Source organism: Demequina litorisediminis (genome assembly GCF_030161615.1).
Taxonomy (GTDB): Bacteria; Actinomycetota; Actinomycetes; order Actinomycetales; family Demequinaceae; genus Demequina; species Demequina litorisediminis.
Genome location: NZ_BSUN01000001.1, coordinates 697,478 through 716,536 on the forward strand (window position 1 = coordinate 697,478; position 19,059 = coordinate 716,536).

Annotated in this window: 25 protein-coding genes and 7 pseudogenes; 13 read left to right on the forward strand and 19 right to left on the reverse strand. The window is 69.1% G+C overall.

Features of this window, described 5'->3' with window-relative positions:
- Positions 1 to 18: 18 nt before the first annotated feature.
- From QQK48_RS04260 to QQK48_RS04315, 13 genes and pseudogenes are all read right to left on the reverse strand, one after another.
- Positions 19 to 642 carry a fibronectin type III-like domain-contianing protein gene (locus tag QQK48_RS04260; RefSeq protein ID WP_284327595.1) on the reverse strand — a complete coding sequence of 208 codons (624 nt, stop codon included), beginning with the start codon at positions 640 to 642 and terminating at the stop codon, positions 19 to 21.
- 43 nt (positions 643 to 685) lie between these two features.
- Positions 686 to 982, reverse strand: a complete 297-nt coding sequence (locus QQK48_RS04265) for a hypothetical protein (RefSeq protein WP_284327596.1) — start codon at positions 980 to 982, stop codon at positions 686 to 688.
- A 217-nt stretch (positions 983 to 1,199) separates the two neighbouring features.
- On the reverse strand, positions 1,200 to 1,331 hold the full coding sequence (locus QQK48_RS04270; protein WP_284327597.1) for a hypothetical protein: 132 nt from the start codon (positions 1,329 to 1,331) through the stop codon (positions 1,200 to 1,202).
- Entirely contained in the window at positions 1,303 to 1,608 is a 306-nt protein-coding gene (locus tag QQK48_RS04275; RefSeq protein ID WP_284327598.1) for a hypothetical protein, read from the reverse strand. Before QQK48_RS04275 ends, QQK48_RS04270 begins: the two co-directional genes overlap by 29 nt.
- Positions 1,586 to 1,966 (reverse strand): hypothetical protein, encoded by a 381-nt coding sequence (locus QQK48_RS04280; RefSeq protein WP_284327599.1) that lies wholly within the window; start codon positions 1,964 to 1,966, stop codon positions 1,586 to 1,588. The genes QQK48_RS04275 and QQK48_RS04280 overlap by 23 nt, the downstream gene beginning before the upstream one ends.
- A gap of 152 nt (positions 1,967 to 2,118) precedes the next feature.
- Positions 2,119 to 2,538 carry a hypothetical protein gene (locus tag QQK48_RS04285; RefSeq protein WP_284327600.1) on the reverse strand — a complete coding sequence of 140 codons (420 nt, stop codon included), beginning with the start codon at positions 2,536 to 2,538 and terminating at the stop codon, positions 2,119 to 2,121.
- A gap of 106 nt (positions 2,539 to 2,644) precedes the next feature.
- Complete coding sequence (locus QQK48_RS04290) at positions 2,645 to 3,013, reverse strand: glycoside hydrolase family 3 C-terminal domain-containing protein (RefSeq protein WP_284327601.1); 369 nt, start codon at positions 3,011 to 3,013, stop codon at positions 2,645 to 2,647.
- Positions 3,010 to 4,212, reverse strand: a complete 1,203-nt coding sequence (locus QQK48_RS04295; RefSeq protein WP_284327602.1) for a glycoside hydrolase family 3 N-terminal domain-containing protein — start codon at positions 4,210 to 4,212, stop codon at positions 3,010 to 3,012. The genes QQK48_RS04290 and QQK48_RS04295 overlap by 4 nt, the downstream gene beginning before the upstream one ends.
- A 40-nt stretch (positions 4,213 to 4,252) precedes the next feature.
- A pseudogene (locus tag QQK48_RS04300) lies at positions 4,253 to 4,561 on the reverse strand (glycoside hydrolase family 3 N-terminal domain-containing protein); the annotation flags it as partial.
- Entirely contained in the window at positions 4,555 to 4,863 is a 309-nt protein-coding gene (locus tag QQK48_RS04305; RefSeq protein ID WP_284327603.1) for a hypothetical protein, read from the reverse strand. The gene QQK48_RS04305 and the pseudogene QQK48_RS04300, both read right to left, overlap by 7 nt.
- Positions 4,841 to 5,038, reverse strand: coding sequence for a hypothetical protein (locus tag QQK48_RS04310; protein WP_284327604.1), 198 nt, complete (start codon positions 5,036 to 5,038; stop codon positions 4,841 to 4,843). The genes QQK48_RS04305 and QQK48_RS04310 overlap by 23 nt, the downstream gene beginning before the upstream one ends.
- 355 nt (positions 5,039 to 5,393) lie before the next feature.
- Positions 5,394 to 5,603 (reverse strand): hypothetical protein, encoded by a 210-nt coding sequence (locus QQK48_RS21195; RefSeq protein WP_431308397.1) that lies wholly within the window; start codon positions 5,601 to 5,603, stop codon positions 5,394 to 5,396.
- A 53-nt stretch (positions 5,604 to 5,656) separates the two neighbouring features.
- A pseudogene (locus QQK48_RS04315) lies at positions 5,657 to 6,265 on the reverse strand (biotin--[acetyl-CoA-carboxylase] ligase); the annotation flags it as partial.
- Between the two features lie 38 nt (positions 6,266 to 6,303).
- On the opposite strand from QQK48_RS04315, the pseudogene QQK48_RS04320 reads away from it, so the two are divergent.
- The 4 genes and pseudogenes from QQK48_RS04320 to QQK48_RS04335 all read left to right on the forward strand — a co-directional run bounded on the left by QQK48_RS04320 (position 6,304) and on the right by QQK48_RS04335 (position 8,753).
- Positions 6,304 to 7,896, forward strand: a pseudogene (locus tag QQK48_RS04320) (acyl-CoA carboxylase subunit beta).
- Complete coding sequence (locus tag QQK48_RS04325; RefSeq protein WP_284327606.1) at positions 7,893 to 8,135, forward strand: acyl-CoA carboxylase subunit epsilon; 243 nt, start codon at positions 7,893 to 7,895, stop codon at positions 8,133 to 8,135. Before QQK48_RS04320 ends, QQK48_RS04325 begins: the two are co-directional and overlap by 4 nt.
- The gene (locus QQK48_RS04330) at positions 8,114 to 8,485 is read left to right on the forward strand and encodes a YdcF family protein (RefSeq protein ID WP_284327607.1); all 372 of its coding nucleotides are present in this window, start codon (positions 8,114 to 8,116) and stop codon (positions 8,483 to 8,485) included. Before QQK48_RS04325 ends, QQK48_RS04330 begins: the two co-directional genes overlap by 22 nt.
- Positions 8,460 to 8,753 carry an ElyC/SanA/YdcF family protein gene (locus tag QQK48_RS04335; RefSeq protein WP_284327608.1) on the forward strand — a complete coding sequence of 98 codons (294 nt, stop codon included), beginning with the start codon at positions 8,460 to 8,462 and terminating at the stop codon, positions 8,751 to 8,753. Before QQK48_RS04330 ends, QQK48_RS04335 begins: the two co-directional genes overlap by 26 nt.
- A gap of 7 nt (positions 8,754 to 8,760) precedes the next feature.
- Here QQK48_RS04335 and QQK48_RS04340 read toward each other — a convergent pair whose 3' ends face one another.
- Entirely contained in the window at positions 8,761 to 9,120 is a 360-nt protein-coding gene (locus tag QQK48_RS04340; RefSeq protein ID WP_284327609.1) for a DoxX family protein, read from the reverse strand.
- Positions 9,121 to 9,218: 98 nt separating this feature from the next.
- Here QQK48_RS04340 and QQK48_RS04345 point away from each other — a divergent pair, with 98 nt between their 5' ends.
- A complete protein-coding gene (locus QQK48_RS04345; protein ID WP_284327610.1) occupies positions 9,219 to 9,536 on the forward strand; it encodes a hypothetical protein in 318 nt (105 codons plus the stop codon).
- 661 nt (positions 9,537 to 10,197) lie between these two features.
- Here QQK48_RS04345 and QQK48_RS04350 read toward each other — a convergent pair.
- Complete coding sequence (locus tag QQK48_RS04350; protein ID WP_284327611.1) at positions 10,198 to 10,539, reverse strand: hypothetical protein; 342 nt, start codon at positions 10,537 to 10,539, stop codon at positions 10,198 to 10,200.
- Positions 10,540 to 10,625: 86 nt separating this feature from the next.
- Here QQK48_RS04350 and QQK48_RS04355 point away from each other — a divergent pair, with 86 nt between their 5' ends.
- Positions 10,626 to 10,943: a hypothetical protein gene (locus QQK48_RS04355; RefSeq protein WP_284327612.1), complete on the forward strand. Its 318-nt coding sequence runs from the start codon at positions 10,626 to 10,628 to the stop codon at positions 10,941 to 10,943.
- A gap of 137 nt (positions 10,944 to 11,080) precedes the next feature.
- Here QQK48_RS04355 and QQK48_RS04360 read toward each other — a convergent pair whose 3' ends face one another.
- On the reverse strand, positions 11,081 to 11,410 hold the full coding sequence (locus QQK48_RS04360) for a MarR family winged helix-turn-helix transcriptional regulator (protein WP_284327613.1): 330 nt from the start codon (positions 11,408 to 11,410) through the stop codon (positions 11,081 to 11,083).
- 153 nt (positions 11,411 to 11,563) lie between these two features.
- On the opposite strand from QQK48_RS04360, the gene QQK48_RS04365 reads away from it, so the two are divergent.
- The 7 genes and pseudogenes from QQK48_RS04365 to QQK48_RS21210 form a co-directional block, all read left to right on the forward strand.
- Positions 11,564 to 11,860 carry a hypothetical protein gene (locus QQK48_RS04365; protein WP_284327614.1) on the forward strand — a complete coding sequence of 99 codons (297 nt, stop codon included), beginning with the start codon at positions 11,564 to 11,566 and terminating at the stop codon, positions 11,858 to 11,860.
- Positions 11,776 to 12,420, forward strand: a pseudogene (locus tag QQK48_RS21200) (MFS transporter); the annotation flags it as partial. The gene QQK48_RS04365 and the pseudogene QQK48_RS21200, both read left to right, overlap by 85 nt.
- A 136-nt stretch (positions 12,421 to 12,556) precedes the next feature.
- Positions 12,557 to 12,760, forward strand: a pseudogene (locus QQK48_RS21205) (hypothetical protein); the annotation flags it as partial.
- A 196-nt stretch (positions 12,761 to 12,956) separates the two neighbouring features.
- Positions 12,957 to 13,211: a hypothetical protein gene (locus QQK48_RS04375; protein WP_284327616.1), complete on the forward strand. Its 255-nt coding sequence runs from the start codon at positions 12,957 to 12,959 to the stop codon at positions 13,209 to 13,211.
- 157 nt (positions 13,212 to 13,368) lie between these two features.
- A complete protein-coding gene (locus QQK48_RS04380; RefSeq protein ID WP_284327617.1) occupies positions 13,369 to 14,367 on the forward strand; it encodes a phosphotransferase family protein in 999 nt (332 codons plus the stop codon).
- 4 nt (positions 14,368 to 14,371) lie between these two features.
- Positions 14,372 to 15,724, forward strand: a complete 1,353-nt coding sequence (locus QQK48_RS04385) for an MATE family efflux transporter (protein ID WP_284327618.1) — start codon at positions 14,372 to 14,374, stop codon at positions 15,722 to 15,724.
- Positions 15,721 to 15,912: pseudogene (locus QQK48_RS21210) on the forward strand (TetR/AcrR family transcriptional regulator); the annotation flags it as partial. The gene QQK48_RS04385 and the pseudogene QQK48_RS21210, both read left to right, overlap by 4 nt.
- A 440-nt stretch (positions 15,913 to 16,352) precedes the next feature.
- Here the strand turns inward: QQK48_RS21210 and QQK48_RS04390 are convergent.
- From QQK48_RS04390 to QQK48_RS04400, 3 genes and pseudogenes are all read right to left on the reverse strand, one after another.
- Positions 16,353 to 17,459 carry a glycerate kinase gene (locus QQK48_RS04390; RefSeq protein ID WP_284327619.1) on the reverse strand — a complete coding sequence of 369 codons (1,107 nt, stop codon included), beginning with the start codon at positions 17,457 to 17,459 and terminating at the stop codon, positions 16,353 to 16,355.
- A 1-nt stretch (position 17,460) separates the two neighbouring features.
- The gene (locus QQK48_RS04395; protein WP_284327620.1) at positions 17,461 to 18,282 is read right to left on the reverse strand and encodes a beta-galactosidase; all 822 of its coding nucleotides are present in this window, start codon (positions 18,280 to 18,282) and stop codon (positions 17,461 to 17,463) included.
- Positions 18,283 to 18,379: 97 nt separating this feature from the next.
- Positions 18,380 to 19,030, reverse strand: a pseudogene (locus tag QQK48_RS04400) (beta-galactosidase); the annotation flags it as partial.
- Between the last annotated feature and the right edge of the window lie 29 nt (positions 19,031 to 19,059).

Below are 19,059 nucleotides of genomic sequence, written 5' to 3' on the forward strand. Positions count from 1 at the left end.
TCACCCACGGTGAGCGAGTCAAGAAGGCTCGTCCCACGCGGGGTCGTCCTTCTCCAGGCCGCGCATGTCGATCAGCGACAGGTCGGTGTCGGCACCGGTGGTGGGCATGTCGCCCTCGAAGCCCTCGGCGGCCGCGTCGTAGTCCCAGGCCTCGAAGCCCTCGACGGTCGCGTCGGAGGCGACGAAGTCGTCACCCTCGGGAGCGGTCGGGAAGGTACCGGCGAAGTCGGCACGCGACATCATCTGCACGGTGCCGTCGGCGCCGTCCGCGCTCGCCTGAGCCGAGACGTCGTCGAACTGGTTGGTCGCGGCGACCTCGTCGGTGCTACGGGGGTTCGACTCGTCGTAGACAACCGTCTCCGCCACCGTGTAGGCGATGGGCTCGATGCCGGCGGGGGTGGTGTGCGAGTCCGACTGGATGCGGATCTCGTAGTCGCCCTGCTCGAGCACGTAGGCGCCGGCCTCCTGGTAGTCGTAGGACGCCATGTCCTCGACCTTGAAGCTCAGCGTCACGGTCTCCGAGGCGCCGGGCTCGATGGTGCCGGTCTTCACGAAGTCGGTGAGGACAACCTCGGCCTTCTCGATGCCACCGGTGTAGTAGGGGGCGTTGACGTAGACCTGAACGACATCCTTACCCGCCACGTCACCGGTGTTGGTGACGGTGACGTCGACGGAGATCTCGCCGTCAACGTCTCCGAGCCTGCGAGCCGGCGATCTCCCACGCGAAGTCCGTGTAGGACAGGCCGTAGCCGAAGGGGTACACCACGGCCTGGTCGTAGTCGATGAAACCCTCGACTGCGGCGGTCTCGTAGTAGCGGTAGCCCAGGTAGATGCCCTCGGCGTAGTTCACGAACGGCGCCTCCGAGGTGACGGTGGCGTTCGAGGTCGCGGACTCGGTCGCGGAGACCGGGTAGGCTCGCCTCGATGTTCTCGTAGATGTTGCTGCCGAAGTTGACCCAGGTGGGGTCGGCGGTGAAGTCACGCGACCACACGTCAACGGTGTGACCCGAAGGGTTCACCGCACCGGACATGATGTTGCCCAGTCCGTTGAACGCGGTGGCGCCGGGCGAACCGGCCAGCAGGATCGCGTCCACGCCTGCATCGTCCTGAAGGCTCACCGAGCTCGAGGGTGGTCGAGGCGTTCACGACGACCACGACGGTCTCGAAGGCTCTCCTTGGCGAGCGCGATCAGCGCCTTCTCATCCTGGTTGAGCTCGAGCCTGGTGCTCGCCCTCCTGGGCGCGGGGGTCGATGTTCTCGGAGTTCGGGATGTCGAGCATGTCCTGCGCGAGGTCACCGCCCTCACCGCCGGGACGGCCGATGAAGATCACGCCCGCGTCGCCGTACTCGGCGAACGACGACTCGTGCGCCTCGTACTGATCGATGGGCAGGCTCGCCGATCGTGTAGGTCGAGTCCATCGGGAGGTCCATCTCGATGTGGCCGCGCTTGTTCTCCTGCGCGTAGGCATCGATGGCCTGGTACATCTCGTCGTTGATCGAGAAGCCTGCGTTCTCGAGGCCGGTGCGCGCGTTGACGGCCGTGTTGGTGTCGACCGAGCCGGAGCCCGAGCCACCGAACACGGGGTCAGCCGCGGCGCGGCCCAGCATGGTCGCCTGCGAGGACGAGTCGAGCGGGAGAGCATCGCCCTCGTTCTTCGCCAGGACGATGCCGCCGTCGCCGATCTCCGAGACGAGGTCGCGCGCGGCGACGTCGCTCGTCGATGTCCGAGTACTCCGACTCGTAGTAATCGGTGTCCCAGCCCTCCGACTCCTCGGAGTTGGTGAACGTGTAGGTGCCCGAGCCGAACTGCGAGGCGACCCAGCCGCCCGCGATCACCAGCGCCATGTTCGCCACGATCAGCAGGATCGTGATGAACGCGACGACGGGAATCCAGATCGTCAGGAATTTCTTGTTGGACATCGGCGCCTTGACGGCTGCCGAGTCCTTGGACGCTCGTGCGTTCACGTCGGGTCTCCTTCGGTGAGGTGAGGCATGGCGGGCGGATAGAAAGGAAGTCTGAGGGGCCGCGGCGGGGCCTGCCCGGGGATGTCTTTCCCCGGCTGCGCTGCCCGCCCGGCCGCAGGGGCCGGGCGGACGCGCCGCGAATCAGGTCAGGATTACTCCGCGACCTCGGTGATGGTGCCGTCCTGGTCAATCTGCCAGGTCTGGCCGGTCGCGGCCGAGACGGCCTCGATCACGTAGTTGCCGCCGTCGATGTTGACCGTGCCGGTGACGCGCTCAGCGGCGTCGGTGGGCACGAACGGCATGACCATGAGGCCGTACTTCACGGTGGGCGAGTCCACGTCGCTGGCGAGCATGACCTGCGCCCAGTCGTCGTCGGCAAGCGCCTCGTCCACGGCCGCCTTCGCGGTCTCGAGGTCCGTGGCGACGTCGACGGCAGCCTCCTGCGAGACCTCGGTCTCGGCGCCGGTGGTGGCGTCGGCGTCACTGTCGCTCGAGCATGCGGTCAGGCCGAAGGCTCCGGTGGCGGCGATCAGGACGGCGAGGCCGCCAGCCCGCATCTTCTTGGTGTTCATCTCTGCTCCTTGGGTGAGGGTGTCCCACACGTCTCAGCGTGGAACGGGTGGTGCGGACGTGGCCGAGAATCTCAGATCCTCGGCCACGTCCGTGACCGGATGCTGGTTACTCGGAGATCACTCCGGAGTAGTTGAGGCCGAAGCCGTAGTCGTAGGCGTTGCCGTCAGCGTCGGTGTACGGGGTGACGTCCTTGGGCACGTCCTCCTGGCTCGCCTCGACCGTGTCCATGTCCGCGGGGAACTGGATGGGCAGACGGCCCGCGGGCTCGGAGCCGCCAGTGACAACCTCGACCAGGGCCTGGTCGCTGATGCCGAAGCCGACCAGGATCGCGTCGGCGTCAGCCTCGAATTCGGCGGGGATGACCGGGTTCGTCGCCTTGAGGCCCACGACCACCGGGATGTCCTTGCCGGACGCCTCGACGGCGTCGACCGCACGCTCGAAGGCGTCAAGGTCGGCCTCGTTGGAGGCGGTCACCGAGTTGCCGAAGTACGAACGGTTCTCCTGGGTGCCATCCTCGAGGATGTCGCCCGAGATGGAGGTCTTGCGGACGTTGTCGCCGTCAGCGGTGTACTCGCGGTACTGCAGGGCGAGCGGGTAGTAGGCTGTCCGACTCGGCGTCGTAGCCCGAGTTGCCGAACACCGCACCGGTGGTGGGGCTGTCCATGCCCACGAGGACCAGGTCCACGTTGGACAGGTCGGGCGTGGTGTAGGAGACGACCTTGCCGTCTTCGTCCAGGCTCGACCTCGTCGGTCACCACCTCACCGAAGAACTGGGCAGCGACGTCAAGGTCGATGCTCGGTCCCTGGGTGTAGGCGGGGTCACCGAAGAGGCTCGGCAGGCCGTTGTCGCTCGACTGCGGGATGTAGACGGTCTTGTCCGAGTAGTCGGTGTCGGCGGAGATGATGCCGTCCGAGTTCTTCAGCATGACGACCGAGGCGAGCGCGCGGCGTAGCCGGCCTCCACCTTGTCCTCGCTGGCCAGGACCGATGCGGACTCCTCGGGGTCGAGGAAGGCGCTCTCGTACAGGCCGGCCTGGAAGGCTCATGTTGAGGATGCGAGCGCCGGACTCCTGGAAACGCGTCTCAGCGTCGACTTCCTGGTCGCCAGCCTCGAACTGCTCCTGCCACAGGTCGGCCGCCTCGAGGATGTAGGTCGCGTCGTTGACGCCACCGAACATGTCGTGGCCCGTACCCAGCACCTTGACGTAGCGCTCGGCGGGGGTCAGGTCCTCGGCGCCCCACGCGGTCGCGATGAACGCGCCCTCGTCGTTCGCTCCGGTCATGACGCCCCAGTCGGTGACGACCACGCCGCCGAAGGAGTTGTCGTCACGCAGGAGCGACATCTGGCCCGAGTCGTACGCGGAACCCATGCGGTCCTCGAACAGCGGCTCGCCGTCAGCGTCGAGCGAGATCGAGTACGACGTCATGACCGAGGCGGCGTCGAGCGCACCCTGGAAGACCGAGACGTGCTCGTCGAGGTTGTCACCGGGGTACACGCGGTACTTGCCGGCGTCGGTGTGCGACTCACGGCCGCCCTCGCCTGCGCCGTCGCCGGCCCAGTGCTTGATCATGGCGTTGACGGACTCGGGGCCCCACTCGGCCTCGCCCTCGGAACCCTGGAAGCCGTCGACGTAGGCGCCTGCGAGGCTCGGCCGCCTGAGCGGCGTCCTCACCGAACGTGCCGCCCACACGCAGCCAACGGGGGTCGGTTGCGAGGTCGATCTGGGGGCTGAGGGCCGTGGTGATGCCGAGCGCACGGTACTCGGCCGAAGCCATCTCACCGAACTGCTTGGTGAAGGCCGCGTCGAACGTGGCCGCGAGACCAAGGTTCGAAGGCCAGCGCGAGATGTCGGCACCATCGGCGTTGTAGACGCCTCCGGTGGCCGCCTCGGAGCGGGGGTCGGACGCGAAGTTGACCGGCACGTAGGGGGTGTCCTCGGTCGCGAGGGTCTCCACGAAGGCCTGCATCTCGTTGACCCACGGAACGGTGACCTCGGCGTCCGAGCCGGCGGCGTTCAGCACGGCGCGCAGGTTCGAGTTCTCGAGGTACTCCTTCTGGGCGTCGGTGAAGCCGTCAGCGGGGGTGCGCTCGTGCGAGTGAAGAGCATGAGGCCCGCAACCTGCTCGATTGACATCTGCGAGGCGAGGTCGGCGGCGCGGACCTCGGAGTCCTCGCGCCAGTCTTCCCACGTGTCGAGTTCGCCGTTGCCGTTCATGTCCTTGAACGCGTAGGTGGCGCCGTCGATCTCCTCTTCGAGCAGCGTCACGCCGCCCTCCGCGGAGTACGACAGCTCGGGGCCCTCACCGGGGTTGGTGACGACCACGAAGTCGGTGGTGCCGTCCGTGACCTCGGACGTGGTGTAGGCTGCCCTCGGCGACGGGGGTGTCGCTGGCGCTGGTCTCGGGCGCCGGGTCGTCGGCGTCACCGGAGCAGCCGGCGACGGCGAGCGCGAAGATGCCAAAGAATGCCGTGGAGCGTGCGATACGTGATGCCCTCATCAGAGCGTCACCTCCTGGGTGTGGATCATGCTGCTTCTCCTCCTTGAGTCGCTGGCGCTGCCCTCAGCGGGCACCGCAGATCTGACGTCGTCAGGCCCGCACCGCGCGAGCCCCGCATCCTCACCGTCCACGTCCCGGGGGGCGTCAATGCCGAGGTGACCTCGCTGTGACCTGACGCGGGTGGAAAGGATGTGTCTCGAGTGAAACAAGGAGGTTGCCTGCCCGTGATCTCGCGGACACAACCTGTCGCTCAAGGCGCACGATCTGTTGCCGGCGTGACCTCAGCGTGACCGACCGTGACCGTTCCGTGACCTACCAGCGGTCAGCAAAACGTTTCGATAGCAGGGGCGATGCCTCAGGCGCGGCGCACGTGTAGGTCGCCCGCGAGCACCTCATGCACTCCGTCGCGGCCCGCCACCAGGAGTGCCCCCGCGTGCGACAGACCCGTGACGCGTCCCGTGACCGCGGTCCCGCCAGGCTGTTCGACCGAGACATCCCAGCCGATGGATGCGCATGCCGCTTCCACCGCACCGTGCACCCGCGGGAACTCGGCGTCGAGCCCCACATCGCGAGAGCATCGGTGAGGTGAGCCGTCAGAGACCTCATGAGAGCCACCCGGTCGAGCGACGCGGCACCGAGCGTCGCGAGCGACGCGGCGTGGGGCACCGGCAGTTCGGCGGCAGACTGCGACACGTTGATGCCGATGCCTGCCACCACGGCCGCCCCGGCATCGGCCTGTGCGGACCCGGGCACCACTTCGCACAAAATGCCGACGACCTTGCGCCAGCGTCCCCAACCGGGGATGGCCTTCGCACCGGCCTCAACCACCACATCGTTCGGCCACTTCAGATACGCACCCACGCCGGCGTCGCGCAAGGCGCGCACCGTCGCTAGGCCCACGACGAGCGGCGCCCAGCCCAGCGTATCGGCCGCCACGGCGGGACGCAGCAGGAAGGACACGGTCAAAGCGGCGCCCTGAGGCGTGGCCCACGACCGTCCGGCACGGCCGCGGCCGGCGGTCTGATGGTCGGCGACCATCGCCGCCAATGCCGGCCACTCCTCGGGCGCGCGGGAGGCCGCAGCGAGCAGGGCCGTGTTGGTCGACGGTGACGCCGCCACCACCTCAAGCCGCCTCAGTTGGCGTCCCTCCCCCACGATGCCCGCGAGCGCATCGGCCGTCAGTGGTGCACGGGAGGCGGCGACGGCTGAGGGCGACTCGGGGTTCACGCGGCTAGGCTATCCGTCAGCCAAGTCAAGGGAGAACCGTGTCCGAACCCCGTCCGACCGCGACCACCGCGGGCGCCCTCGAGGCCCTGCGCGGCAAGATCGACGAAGCCGTCGCGAGCCACGAGGCCGTCGCCGCCGAGAAGCAGCATGCGCGCGGCAAGAAGACCGCGCGCGAGCGCATCGCTCAGGCTCCTTGACGAGGGCGCTTTGTCGAGCTCGATGCGCTCGCCAGGCACCGCAGCCGCAACTTCGGCCTCGACAAGAACCGCCCGTACGGGGACGGTGTCGTGACGGGCTACGGCACCATCGACGGACGCCAGGTCGCGGTGTTCAGCCAGGACTTCACGATCTTTGGCGGCTCGCTCGGCGAGGTGCACGGCCAGAAGATCACGAAGGTGCAGGACTTCGCGCTGCGCACGGGCGTGCCGCTCATCGGCATCTCCGACGGCGGCGGGGCTCGCATTCAGGAAGGCGTCGCGGCGCTGACCCAGTTCGCCGAGATGTTCCGCCGCAACGTGGCCGCCTCGGGCGTCATCCCGCAGATCTCCCTCATCCTGGGACCAAGCGCCGGCGGCGCGGTCTACTCCCCTGCTCTCACCGACTTCATCGTGATGGCGGACGGCACCAGCCAGATGTTCATCACCGGCCCGGACGTTATCAAGTCCGTCACCGGCGAGGAGGTGACGTTCGAGGAGCCTCGGCGGCGGTCACACGCACAACGCGAAGTCCGGCGTCGCGCACTACCTTGCGCAGGACGAGGACGACGCGATCGAGTACGTCCAGCACCTCATTCAGTACCTGCCGCAGAACAACCTCACCGACGCGCCCGGGTGGGACGCCGAGGCCGACCTGGAGCCTGACGGACGAGGACCTCGCGCTCGACCAGGCTCATCCCCGACTCGCCGAACCAGCCGTACGACATGAAGACGGTGGTCGAAACCGTCCTCGACGACGGCGAACTGTTCGAGATCCAGCCCCTGTTCGCGCCCAACGTCCTCACGGGCTTTGGCCACCTCGAGGGCCAGTCGGTGGGCATCGTCGCGAACCAGCCCCAGTCGATGGCAGGCACGCTCGACATCAACGCGTCCGAGAAGGCGGCGCGGTTCGTGCGCACCTGCGACGCGTTCAACATCCCCGTGCTGACCTTCGTGGACGTGCCGGGCTTCCTGCCCGGCGTGGACCAGGAGCACCAGGGCATCATTCGCCGTGGCGCGAAGGCGATCTACGCCTATGCCGAGGCCACGGTGCCGCTCGTCACTGTCATCACGCGCAAGGCCTACGGCGGCGCGTACATCGTGATGGCGTCCAAGCAGGCTGGGGCCGACGTGAACCTCGCATGGCCTACGGCCCAGATCGCGGTCATGGGCTCCGGCGGCGCCGTGAACATCCTCCAGCGCCGCGCGCTCGCCAAGGTGGCCGACGAGGGCGGCGACGTCGAGGCGGAGCGCGCCAGGCTCACCGCCGAGTACGAGGACGAGATCGTCAACCCCTACGACGCCGCCGACCGTGGCTACGTGGACGCGGTCATCGAGCCCCACGAGACGCGCGAGCAGATCACGCGCGCGCTGCGTGCCCTGCGCACCAAGCGGGCCGCACTTCCGCCCAAGAAGCACGGGAACATCCCGCTGTGAGCACCGAGGACGTCTCCGAGGTCGCGACTGGCCTGCGTGTGGTGCGCGGGACGCCCGACGCGGAGGAACTCGCAGCCTTGGTGGCGGGCATGGTGGCGGTCGCGGCGGCGGGCGAGCCCGACGAGGCGCCCGGGTCGCCCACCTCTGCATGGATGGACCGCACCCGCACGCTACGCGGCTCGCACCGCGTTCTGCCCCTTGGCAGGGGTGGCACGGCGTGGAGGCATTCGCTCCGGTGAGTGCCGCGCGGGCGACTCTTTCCCTCGGCGCGGTACTCGGCGCCTCGCTGATCGCGCCACAGGTCTATGCGCGGCTCACCGCGCTGGGGGCACTGCACCCCGCGGCGACGGGCGGCTTTCGGCCGGCCGATGCCGCACTCGTGTTGGGTGCGCGGGTGTGGGAGGACGGACGCCCCAGTCTGTTCTTGCGTCAGCGCGTCGAGGCGGGAGTCGCCCTTTACGAGCGCGGGGTGGTGGCGCGGCTCGTGATGACGGGCGCGGGCCACAACCGCGAGGGCCTGGACGAGACCGAGGCGATGGTGCGCACCGCGCTCGAGCCTCGGCGTGCCTGCCGCCGATATCGACCGTGACCCACGCGGCCACGACACCAGGGCATCGGCCCTCAATGCCCGTGACAACCTGGGCCTTGCGAGCGTCGTGGTCTGTTCGCAGGAGTTCCATCTGCCGCGTGCAATGTGGTTGTGCCGGTCCGTCGGCCTCGCGGTGCAGGGCGCCTTTCCCGAGGTGCTGGCGCGGCCGCACACCTTCATCGGCTATGGCCGTGAGGTGCCCGCGACGTGGAAGGCCGCGCTCGAGATCGGGCGCGACGCGCTGCCGGGCAGCGACGCCGCGCCCTGATCGAGAGTTAGGCCCAGGCGAGGAAGCCGAGCACGGCGACGGCGATCGAGACGACCATCAGCACCAGCGCGGGCGGGAACGGCTCGCTGTGGCGCACGTGGTCCGCGACCGCGATCAGCATGGTGACGGCGAGGCCGACGGCCGCCACCGGCGCGAGAATGACGGCGATGCCGGTCAGCGGGGGCAGAATGAGGCCCAGGGCGCCGACGACCTCGACGGCGCCGATGAAGCGCTCGGTGCCGAGCGAGCGGCGCTCGGGAAGGACGGAGGCACGCGCCTTCTCTTCCGACTGGACGAGCTTGCTCGCACCGGCGGCGAGGAAGACGAGGGCAAGGATCGCGGCGACGATCCAGTAGGCGATAGTCACAACGGACTCCTTCACTTGACGGTTCAATCATTGTCGATTCAACTTAGGCGACAGTAGTGGTCTTTCGTTGAACCGTCAAGCGAGGTATCCTGAGCCCCATGACTGTCGAGGCCACCCGCACGCTGAGCACCCAGGACGAACTCCTGTGGCGCCGGTTTTCGGCCATGCTGACGACCGTCCCCGCCGCGCTCGACGAGCGACTGCGCGCCCTGACGGGCCTGAACCACTTCCAGTTCACGATCCTGTCGACCCTCGACGCGCACCCCGACGGCACGCTGCAGGCTCGCCGAGGTGGCGAAGGCCGCCGACTCGTCGCTGTCGCGCCTGTCCCACACCATCAGCAAGCCTTGAGGCGGAAGGATTGGTGGCGCGCAAAGCGTGCGAGCACGACCGTCGCGCCAACTGGGCCGTGCTGACGGACGAGGGCGTGCGCGTGGTCGGCGAGGCCCGCGACGCATATGACCTCATCAAGCGCGAGGCGTTGCTCGACCGCGTTCCCGAGCACCTTCGCAGCGAACTCGCGGAGTTGTTCACACAGCCTGCTACCAGGCGCCGTTGCCCAGCAGTGCGCCTCCATGGACTCGGACCTGACCCAGGCCTGACTCCGGCGGCGACCGGTAACGATCGCCGCACCACCGCCTCGCCGCACCACCGCCTCGCCGCACCTAGGATGAACCGGTGCTTCGACTCCTCATTGCGATCGGCCTTGGCATTCTCGTCGGCGGCGGCGTCGTCATGGTGGTCGGTCCACCAGGGGCGGGTGTCTGGGCGTTGCCGGTCGGCCTCACGCTCACCATCGTCGCGAGCGTGCTCGTCTCGATCGGACGCTCGACGAGGGGGATGGCCGGCCCTACCGAGGCACAACTTGCCGAGGCGATCGCCGCAGGGCGCATCGGCCTCGCGAGAGTCGATGCGGTGCGCGAGACCGGCCTGCGGATCAACGAGCAGCCGGTGTGCGACCTCGACATCACGGTGGCGACCCTGACGGACTCCCCGTTCGCCACCACCACGCGACGACTCCTCACCACGGTGGAGGTGCCGCGCTTCCAACCCGGGACCGAGCATCGCGTCGCCCTGTCACCCAGCGGCGGTGTCGCACTGAGCGATGCCATTCCCGCCGACGTCGATGGACTGCGACTGCCCGCGCCGGGCGACGCGCCTCGCCGTGACCTCGAGGACGGCGCCACCACAGGATTCGGTCCGCGTCCACTGCTCGGGATCGGGCGTGGGGGACGCCCCTGGCGCGCCCTGCTCTACGTCGTAGCCTTCGCCGCCGCGGCCATCCTCGTGGTCCTGCCCTACCGCCCGGCACTTGAGCAGACGCTCGACGCGATCCCGGAAGGACGCCTGCATGCCGACCTCCGCAAGCCCGCATCGCTTGCCACGGCGCTCGACTCCCTCGTCGCTGCGATCGGCCACGACACGGTGAGTTCGGTGGTGGTCATGGACGACATGGTCATCGTCGAGGCCCCCTCACTCCCGGCGAGGTCGCCACCGACTCCTGGATGTACAGGCGTGGCGAGGTCAGCGGGGATGGCGCCGCCATCATCCAGCCCGACGTCGCGGAGGAACAGTTCGGCCTCGAGGACGTCGCGTGGGACACGCTCGCGTCCGCGGCCGAGGCCGCCGCCGCGGAGGCGGGCCTGGAAGGCATGGGCGACGCCACGTTCTCCGTGCACCGCACCTCTGACGGCGACATCGACTCCGAGACCTTTGCCCAACCCGTGGGCCCGGTGGAGGTCACGTTCAGCGTGGGAGACGACTACACGGACGCCTTCTACACCACCGCTGCGGACGGCACGGGCCTCACGCGCGTCGGCTGACGCAGCGGCCCTCCCGCCGCCTCATCAGGCGTCGAGGCCACCACCCGCGGCCACAATCGTCGCCATAATCGCTGCAAGCCTGCTCGATCTGCTCGTCGCTCAGGACGTCGAGGTGCGACACGAAGCCGCGCTCGGCTTCAGCCACGGCCTCGTTGACCAGGCTCCACCCCGGCGTCCGTCAGCGACAGGAGCCGCACACGGCCGTCATCGGGCGAGGAGTGACGACTCACCCAGCCACGGTCGACGACCCTCTGGACCACGCCGGAGGCAATGTTGGGCTTCACGCCGAGCGCGTCAGCCGCCTCCGCCGTGGGGACGCCCTCGCTGCCGTGAAGGAACACGAGCAGGTGGAACTGCGCGGGCGTCAGCCCCTCGTACGCCATCGTGCGCGAGTGGTAACGCATGGACGTGCGCATGAGTTGATGCTGGAGCCCCAGCACCTCGGCGATCCTCTCCTCGCGGTTCATCGCTTGCTCCTTCGTCGGCTCGGGGGCCGTGTGTCCCGCCGCCTCGAGAATTAATTCGCTTCACGCGAACTTGATTGTTCGCGTCACGTGAATTATCGTAACCGATATCCCGCTGACGGGATCATCCCCTTCCCCCGTTCTCAGGAGACACCTGTGTCTACGTCAACCGACGCGACGCACGCGAACCTCGAGGAGGCCCTCTCCGAGGGCATCTCCGAGTCGACGTACCGCCGCCGCTGGGCCATCCTCGCCACCCTCTGCCTCGGCCTCATGACCGCGATGATCGCGAACATGAGCCTCAACCTGGCCCTGCCGGAACTGGCCGTCGAGTTCTCGATGACACAGGCTCCAGGCTCACCTGGGTGGTGGAGGCCTTCACCCTGGTCTTCGCGGCGCTGCTGTTCATCGCCGCCGCCATTGCCGACCGCTACGGACGCAAGCGCGTCATGATGGTCGGCCTCGTCATCTTCGCCCTAGCCTCGGCGTACGCGCCGTTCTTCGCGACCACCGCGGGAGAACTCATCGCGTCGCGCGCCATCATGGGCATCGGCGGCGCGCTCGTCATGCCCACCACGCTGTCGCTCGTCAACGTGGTGTTCCCCTCGAAGGAGCGCCCCAAGGCCATCGCCATCTGGGCAGCCGTGTCCGGCGTGGGCATGATGCTCGGCTCGGTCCTCACCGGCCTCCTGCTGCACTTCTTCGACTGGCACTCGGCGTTCCTCCTGGGCGCCGCGTTCGGCCTGATCGCCATCCCCATCACGGCACGCATCGTCCCCGAATCAGTGGACGAGAAGGCGACCCCCGTCGACTGGATCGGCGGACTGTTCGTCACGCTCGCCCTCGCAGGCATCGTGTACACGATCATGGAGGCCCCGTCGCACGGCTGGGAGACCCTCGCGGTCGTCGCCGCCGCCGTGGGTGCGCTCGCGCTGGCCGCATTCATCTGGTGGGAGAACAGGGTCGAGCACCCCATGCTTGACCTCAGCCTGTTCAAGCGCCGCCGCTTCACCCTGTCGGTCGTTTCGGTCACCCTCACGTTCTTCGCGATGATCGGCGCCTTCTACTCGATGACCCAGATCTTCCAGGGTCATGGGGTACGACGAGCTCACCTCGGCCGTCGCGATGATCCCGCCGATGCTGCCCATGATGATCCTTGGCCCGCTGGTGCCGCGCATCGTCGCCAAGGTCGGGACGCGCTGGACAGTGGTGCCTGGCCTCGCGATCATCGCCGTGGGCTTCCTCCTCATGACGACGTGGCCCACCGTGCCGTCCTACTGGGACTTCTTCATCGCGATGTCGATCATCACCGCGGGTATGGCGTTGGTCATGACCCCGGCGACCAACATGCTCATGTCCTCGGTGCCGCGCAACCGCTCCGGCATGGGCTCTGCCATGAACGACACCACCCGCGAGCCTGGGCGCGTCGCTCGGCATCGCCCTGCTGGGCTCGCTCATCGCCAACCAGTACACCGAGGGTGTGGCCGATGCTGCGGCATCGCTTCCCGCCGATGCCGGCACCGCGTTGTCCGACTCGCTCGCGGGAGCCATGGCGGTGTCCGAGCAGATGACCGCGACCGGCGGCGACGCAGCGTCGCTTGCGGCTCAGATCGCCGAGGTCGCCCAAACCGCGTTTATGGACGCGAGCCAGCACGCGATGCTGATCTCGGCCATCATCGCGGGCGTGACGGCGGCCCTCATGCTGCTGACGCTGCCCAAGGGCGACAAGGCACTGTCCGCCGAACCCGGCCTCACCCTTGAGGAGACCGAGGCGGCACACGTGGAGGCCGACGCCACCCGCTGACGACCCGGTCAAATGGATCCATTTGGTTCGCCTCAGGCCTTAAACGAGCCAAATGGATCCATTTGACGCGTCTAAGAAACCGTCAGCAGTGTCGGTTTTGGTGGTAGCGTTCCCTCACCGCGCGAGCGCGCGGCGAGACACCGCAAGGAGCCGCTCAATGGAGAGCACCACCAAGAACCGTCAGCCGCTCGACGTGCTGCGCACCCTCGTCGGCCGGGCATACGGCGACGCCGCCATTCCCGCGGGAGACGACTTCGCCGAGGAGCTCACCGACGGCTGGTTCAACGTCATTTACCGCATCACGCTCGCCGACGGCAGGCCCGTCATCCTCAAGATCGCGCCGCCCGCCGACGTCCAGGTCCTCACCCGCGAGGTGGGCATGATGCGCGCGGAACTCGAGGCGATGCGCCTGGTCGCCACCCACACCGAGGTGCCGATCCCCCGCATCGACCACGTCGACCTCACCCACGAGGTCGTGGACGCCGATCTGTTCTTCATGGAGTGCATCGCGGGCCATAACCTCGGCTTCGCCGCCTCCGAGCACCTCAGCGCCGAGGAAATCTACGACGCAAATCGCCGGCTTGGCGCCCTCAACCGACAGATCACCGAGGTCGCTGGAGAGCGCTTTGGCGCGCTCGACGGCGAGGGCTTCGCCACCTGGCGCGACGCCTTCCTGGCGATGGTCGACGACACCCTTGCCGATGGCGTAGCCGTGGGCATCGATCTGGGTCACTCCCCCGAGGCTGTGCGCGCGGTCTTCGCTGCGCACGCGGACGCGCTCGACGACGTCACGGAGCCGCGGCTGACCGAGGTGGACCTATGGGACAAGAACTCGATGATCCGCGACGGCAAGATCGTCGCCATCCTCGACCACGAGCGCGCCATCTGGGGCGACCCCATCATGGAGGCGGGCTTCACCGGGCTGGACATCCCGATCTTCGGCGACCCCCAGGCGTTCATGGAGGGCTTTGGCCTCACCACGCTCACGCCGTCCGAGCGCACGCGCCGCCGCCTGTACTCGCTGTACCTGGCAGTCATCATGACGGTCGAGACCAAGTACCGCGGGCACACCACCACCGAGGTCTATGACATGGCTCGCGAGCAGATGGACCTCATCATGGCCGCCCTGCGCGCCGAGAGCCAGCCCGTCTCCTGACACCGTGAGTGCCACCGTCCGCCCCGATCGCGCCGAGGACCTCGCGCACCGCCCGCTCGGGCGGCTCCTGTGGTGGTCCTGTTCGCAGACCACGCTCGGCGTCGGGGTGTACGGCATCTACGCCCTGACTAACGCCTGGTTCGTCTCGCGCGCGGTGGGCGAGACGGCGCTGGCCGCCGTGAACCTCGTGGCCCCGCTCCTGCTGCTCCTCGGGGCGGTCTCCACGACGGTGGGGGTGGGCGCGGCATCGGTCGTCGCGCGCAGCCTCGGGGCCCACGACACGGCGGGCGCCGCGCGCGCCACGGGCTCGGCTTTCACCGTGTTCTGGACCACGGCGCTGCTGACGACGGGCATCGGCCTCGCGTTCCTCGACCCCCTTCTGCGCCTGGTCGGCGCCACCGATGCGACGATGCCGTACGCCCGCCCATACGCGGCCGTGCTGCTCGCGGGAGCCGTGCTCTCGACGGGATTCTCCGCGGTGGTGCGGGCCGAGGGCCACGTGGGGTTCTCGACGGCGATCTGGGTGGCGGCCGTCGCCGTCCAGATCACCCTCGATCCGCTCCTCATCTTTGGCTTCGACATGGGTGTTATCGGCGCTGCGCTGGGGACCGTGGGCGGACAGGCCGTCTCGGCGGCGATGGCGATGTGGTTCTTCTTCGCGCGCCGCGACCGGCCCTACCGGGTGACGGCGCGCGACCTGGTGCCGCATCCGGCGACCGTGGGCACCATTGCGCAGATCGGCTCGCCGTCGCTGCTCGCAGGCCTCGGCGCGACGCTCCTGGTGACGCTCGCCAACAGCGCTCTGGCGGCCGCGGGTGTGGCCGCGCTCGCCGCCTACGCGGTGAGCGAGCGCATGCGGACCTTTGCGGTCATGCCGCAGATCGGCATCACTCAGGGCATTCAACCCATCGTGAGTTACAACGCCGGCCGCGGCCTTCACGCGCGGGTGGGTCGCACCCTGCGACTCAGCCTCGCCGCGACGCTCATCTACGGTGCCGTCGTGGCGGTCGTGCTGGCCCTCGCGGCCCGGCCCGTGGTGGGGCTGTTCGTCGCGGCCCCCTCCACAGCCGCCATGACGGCCGATGCCCTCAGGGTCATCCTCATCGGCGTCGCCGTCGCGGGCGTCCCACCCCTGGTGGCGGCGTACTTCCAGTCCCTGGGGCGCCCCGGTCCGTCGTACGTGATCTCCGTGGGCACCCTGCTGGCTCTCAAGGTGCCGCTCGTCGTGGTACTCGGCGGGCTCGGCGCAACGGGGGTGTGGGTCGCCCTGGCTGCTGGCGAACTCCTCTCCGCCACGGCCGCCCTGGTGGTTCTCGTGGTGGCGACGCGGCGCATCGGGCAGGATCGTGTCCGATGACTGAACTTGCTTCCACCACGCGTGGCACCTACCCCAAGGGCGTGCGGCGCCGCGCGCAAATCGTCTCCGCGGCGCTGGAGGCCTTCGCCACCTCGGGCTTCGAGGGCGCGAGCATGGTGAGCATCGCCGAGGCGTGCGGGGTATCCCGCGCGGGGCTCCTTCACCACTTCCCGTCCAAGGATGTCCTGCTCATCGCGGTCCTCGAGGAGCGAGACCGGCTCAACGGGGAACGCTTCTTCGAGGGAGTGCGCCGCGATCAGGATGGAGCCGAGTACCTGCGTCGTCTGCTCGCGGTCCTCGAACACAACGCAACGCAGCGCGAGGTCATCGCGCTCTTCGCGCGGCTGTCCACTGAGGCGATCGTGCCGACGCATCCCGCGCACGCGTACTTCGTGGAGCGCTACGCGTGGCTTCGTGGCCATCTCGCACAGGCCTTCGGGGACCTCGAACGCCGGGGCATGGTGCACGCCGACGTCGACGTCACACACCTGCCCGCGGAGGCTCACGGCGCTCATGGAGGGCCTGCAGATTCAGTGGCTCATCGACCCCGCCTCGGTGGACATCCCCGCACGTGTGCGCACCCGGCTCGACGAACTCCTGACGGTCTCGCTCTGGGACTAGTCCGGCCTCAGGGCGCGAACGTCGCCGCAAGCCGCTGTCCGGCGGCCCGCGCCCACCGCAGCGTCTCGCACATGGCCGCCTCAGCCCCTCCCGCAAGGTCGGTCAGCGATACCGCCGCGGCGAGATCACCGGTGTCCGCGTCGATGCGTCCGGCCACGAGAGCGACGGGTATCCCCACGGTGGCTGCGCGGCGCCGCACCTCGGAGACCACCTTGCCTACGTCGGACTGACCGTCGTACGCACCCTCCCCCGTAATGACCAGGTCCGCGCCCGCGAGCGCGGTCTCCAGGCCGATGGCATGGGCCACGGCCGCGGACCCCGAGCCGAGCGTGGCGCCCCAGACGGCGAGGCCGTAGCCCGTACCGCCCGCGGCGCCCGCTCCCGGCAGGCCAGGCTCGACGGGCCGTCCCGCGTCGCGGCAGGCCTGGGCGAGGCGTGCGAGTCCGGCATCGAGCACGCGCACCTGCTGCGGGCTGGCGCCCTTTTGCGGGCCGAATACCGCCGCGGCGCCCCCATCTCCCAGGAGGGGGCTCGTCACATCGGACAGCACGCTCGCCCCGCCTGGCGGCAGCGGCCTGAGACCGGCGAAGTCGGCGCGAGCGAGGTCACCGAGCCCACGTCCGCCACGGGCGATGACCGCGCCGTCGGCGCCCAGAAAACGCGCCCCGAGCGCCGCCAGCGCTCCGGTGCCGCCGTCGGTTGAGCAGGACGACCCGATCGCGACCAGCAGCGAGTCGACCCCCGCATCCAGCGCGGCGGCAATCGCCTGCCCGAACCCCACGGTGTGGGCGTCCAGCGGCGCCAACCGCTCCACCAGCGTGATCCCGGACGTCGACGCGAGTTCCACCACCCCCACCGTGCCGCGGTCGCCGGGCAGAGCAAGCCACTCGGCCTCGACCTTCCGACCGTCCGGCCCGGTGACGGCCACTGGCGTGCGCACCGCTCCAGGCGCCTGAGCCAAGGCCTCGAGGGTGCCCTCGCCACCATCGGCCATTGGCAGGATGACCGCCTCGTCGCTGGGGCGCACGTCAGCCCAGCCGGACGCGATCGCGTGTGCGACCGTGCCAGCCTCGGCGGTGCCCTTGAACGAGTCGGGGGCGAGGACGATCCTCATGTCAGGACCGCTCGACCAGCGCGTACCCGTACGGAGCGAGAGCGACGGACTCCACCCGCGCCCCGGCGAGCAGGTCACGACCCGCCAGCGCCACGGTCACGTCCGCGTCACCGTGGTTGATGACCGTGACGACGTTGCCGCGCTGGGCAGCCTCGACGGTGGCGGGAAGGCCCGCGAGGACCGGAGCGACACCTGCACGCTCGAGCGCCCACTCGGCGATGGCATCGGCCCCCGCCTCGTCGGGCACCGTGGCGAGGTACCACCCCACCCCCGCGCCGTACGCGTGCTCGGTGAGGGCCGCGTCACCGTCCCTGCGGCCGGTCACGAACGTCGCGACGGGCGCGGCACCACGCAACACCACTTCCTCTGCGAGCAGCGTGCCGGTGACCGTGCCGAACGGCCCGTCAAGGGGCGCTTCGCCCTGACCGGCCGCACCGGGTCGCGCCAGCGCGCCGAAGTCGTCGATCGACACCCCGAGCGCCGCGCCGAGGCGCGTGAGGAAGCCGCCGTCGAGGAACGCGTCGCGCTCGTCGACCACGTCCGTGAACGGCCCCGCGAGCAGGTGCCCGCCATCGGCCACGAACGCGTCGAGCGCCGCAGCACCCTCGGGTCGCAGGAGGTACAACGCAGGCGCGAGCACCAGCGAGTAAGCCGATGCCGTCACGCGCTCGGGCGGCACGATGTCCACCATGACGTGCCTGCGGTGCAACGCGCGATACCAGCGCTGCAGGACCGCCACGTAGTCGAGCACGTTGGAGGGGTGATCGGGGCTTTCGACGGCCCACCAGGCTCTCCCAGTCCATGACGAGGGCGACCCTCGCATCGGCCGTTCCCGCCGGCAGCGGCGGCAGCGCCGCCGGCTCCGCACCCAGCGCCGTCACCTCGCGCCAGATCCGCGTGTCGGTACCGGCATGCGGAAGCATCGCCGCGTGGAACTTCTCCGCGCCGGCGCGGGACTGGCGCCACTGGAAGAACAACACCCCATCGGCGCCACGCCCGATGCACTGCATCGACAGCGCGGCCATCTGTCCGGGCGCCTTGGGAGCGTTGGTGGGACGCCAGTTCAGGGCGCCCGTCACCTGCTCCATCAGAAGCCACGGCACACCCGGCTTCATGGACCGGATGAGGTCGCGCTGGAAGGCGGCGTCGCGGAACGACTCGGGTTCGTCGGGGTCGGGGTAGGCGTCATCGGTGACGACGTCCATGTGTTCCGCCCACTGGGGGTAGTTGGCGGGCTTGAAGGGGCCCATGAAGTTGGTGGTGATGGGCTGTGTGGCACCCGCGGAGAGGATGATCTCCTTTTCCATGAGGTAGCACTCGAGCAGCATGTCCGAGGTGAACCGCTTGAAGTCGAGCAGTTGGCCTGGGTTGTGGCTGTAGGGCGCCGCCGCAGGGGTGCGCACCTGGCTAAACGCGGTGTAGCGCTGCGACCAGAACGCGGTACCCCAGGCCTCGTTGAGGGCCTCGACCGTGCCGTAGCGCGCCTCCACCCAGGCTCGGAAGGCCTCCTGGGCGGCGGGCGAGTGGTCCTCGTGGAGGTGGCAGCCGTACTCGTTGTTGACGTGCCACATGACGACACCGGGATGATTCACATAGCGCT

Coding starts and splice junctions, on each gene's coding strand:
- QQK48_RS04345 (WP_284327610.1), top strand. CDS start 9,219: ATGACTGTCGAGGCCACCCGCACGCTGAGCACCCAGGACGAACTCCTG.
- QQK48_RS04275 (WP_284327598.1), bottom strand. CDS start 1,608: ATGCTGGGCCGCGCCGCGGCTGACCCCGTGTTCGGTGGCTCGGGCTCC.
- QQK48_RS04355 (WP_284327612.1), top strand. CDS start 10,626: ATGTACAGGCGTGGCGAGGTCAGCGGGGATGGCGCCGCCATCATCCAG.
- QQK48_RS04380 (WP_284327617.1), top strand. CDS start 13,369: ATGGAGAGCACCACCAAGAACCGTCAGCCGCTCGACGTGCTGCGCACC.
- QQK48_RS04390 (WP_284327619.1), bottom strand. CDS start 17,459: ATGAGGATCGTCCTCGCCCCCGACTCGTTCAAGGGCACCGCCGAGGCT.
- QQK48_RS04310 (WP_284327604.1), bottom strand. CDS start 5,038: ATGAGGGCATCACGTATCGCACGCTCCACGGCATTCTTTGGCATCTTC.
- QQK48_RS04395 (WP_284327620.1), bottom strand. CDS start 18,282: ATGCGAGGGTCGCCCTCGTCATGGACTGGGAGAGCCTGGTGGGCCGTC.
- QQK48_RS04360 (WP_284327613.1), bottom strand. CDS start 11,410: ATGAACCGCGAGGAGAGGATCGCCGAGGTGCTGGGGCTCCAGCATCAA.
- QQK48_RS04285 (WP_284327600.1), bottom strand. CDS start 2,538: ATGAACACCAAGAAGATGCGGGCTGGCGGCCTCGCCGTCCTGATCGCC.
- QQK48_RS04375 (WP_284327616.1), top strand. CDS start 12,957: ATGGCGGTGTCCGAGCAGATGACCGCGACCGGCGGCGACGCAGCGTCG.